General features: G+C 36.3%; 2 protein-coding genes. Both read left to right on the plus strand.

Annotated elements, in window-relative coordinates:
- Positions 1–283 precede the first annotated feature (283 nt).
- On the plus strand, positions 284–1063 hold the full coding sequence (locus BM015_RS21215; protein WP_090663367.1) for a hypothetical protein: 780 nt from the start codon (positions 284–286) through the stop codon (positions 1061–1063).
- A 1-nt stretch (position 1064) separates the two neighbouring features.
- Positions 1065–1580: a hypothetical protein gene (locus BM015_RS21220; RefSeq protein WP_090663370.1), complete on the plus strand. Its 516-nt coding sequence runs from the start codon at positions 1065–1067 to the stop codon at positions 1578–1580.
- The last annotated feature ends 164 nt before the right edge of the window (positions 1581–1744 follow it).

Genomic DNA, 1744 nt, shown 5'->3' on the forward strand with positions numbered 1-1744 from the left:
CACATTACCACATCCGGTTATAATACTAATAATAATATTCAATCAACTGATTTAAAATCTACTTTTGATTCGTACTGAAAATGGGAAGCCTACACTTGACCAGCAACACTTGTGCAGCAGTAAATCTTATCATCTTTTGTTCAAGCCGACATTTCACTATTGAACATTTGTAATTATCTTCAACTTTAGTTTTTCGATTAGACATTTGTACCAGGCTGACCAATCGCTATTGCCATGCCTTCACAAATGCTTCACCGTTGGGCGTAATATTAAACGACAGTAAATGCTAAACAAAATTGCAGCAGACCTTAAAACCGACCTTCCAGCAGAGTTAGTTGATTTTTTATTTGCTGCTTATAGGGAAATTAAAGAGAATTACCTGCTTGAACGACATGAGCCTTCGGAATTAAACGGTGGCAAATTAGTTGAGGCTTGTTTCAGAATATTAGAGTATAAAACTAAGGGAAGCTATACTCCAATTGGAACACAGACTAATGACATGATAGGTAAATTAAGGGCATTTGAACAATTGCCAGCGACCTCGACGATTGAATCCTACAGGATTCATATTCCTAGAACATTAGCATCAATTTACAACATCAGAAATAAACGTGGTGTGGGACATTTGAGCGCAGATGTAAGTCCAAATTTTGTAGACAGCACTTTAATCAATTGCACTTCCGACTGGGTTATTGCAGAATTGTTACGAATATTTTATTCCTGTACTTTACATGAAGCTCAAAAGTTAGTTAATGCTCTTGCAATTAGACCAAGTTTTTTGGTTCATGAAATTGATGAAATAAAACGTGTATTAAACCCATCTTTGAAACAAAAAGAACAAGTCCTTGTGCTGCTTGCTTCTTCTTATCCCAAAAAAGTCAGTGAGTCAGATTTAATAAAATGGATAGAACCAAAAAGTAAAGCAACATTTGTTAACTCGGTTCTTAAGAAACTTCATGCGGAGAGACTAATCGAATATCAAACAGATAAAAATTGCTTAATCCTTCCACCAGGACTAAAATATGTAGACACTCATTATTCATCTTTTATAAACCAAAATTAACATGGAAAATAAGGCGAAAATTAGAATCAATTTAAATGCAAGGGAGTTCGAAATTGAAGGAACTGAAGAATTTATTAACTCTCATTCAGAAAAAATTGACAGCTTTCTAGAAATACTAAAAAGCATTCCAGTAAATCAACTTCCTCCACAACAACCGACGCCTCCTGCAGTCGTTGTTAATAACCAACCAATAACTGGTCAAGTACAACCACCAGCCAATGGTCTGCCAGAATCATTCGGTGAGTACTTCCATTCGTTGCCAAATAATGCAAAAGATGTAGACAAAGTACTTTTGGCAGGACACTTTGCTCAAGCACAAAATGAACAAAACACATTTACAACTCTCGAAGCGACTAAACTTCTTTTAGACCAAGGAGTAAGGTTGACAAATCCATCTCAAGCTATTAAAAATAATACAGACGCTAAGAGATTAATAAAAATATCAAAAGGTAAATTTAGAGTTTCTAAAGACGGTTCTGATTTTTTAAAGAAATTCTTGACTAACAGTGCGGACTAATACTACGCCCAATAACTAAGCTTTCGTTGCGTCCGCAGGACGAACAATGAAAGCGCTGTTGAACGGAACCTACGGTTGCCGGTGTTGCCTTATGGAGTTGCCGATTTGCGGGGCAAGGGTATTTGAGCAAACTATCAGGTTTGTTTTTTTATGCAGGGCTGGTT

This window comes from Parafilimonas terrae (assembly GCF_900115755.1).
GTDB classification, from domain to species: Bacteria; Bacteroidota; Bacteroidia; order Chitinophagales; family Chitinophagaceae; genus Parafilimonas; species Parafilimonas terrae.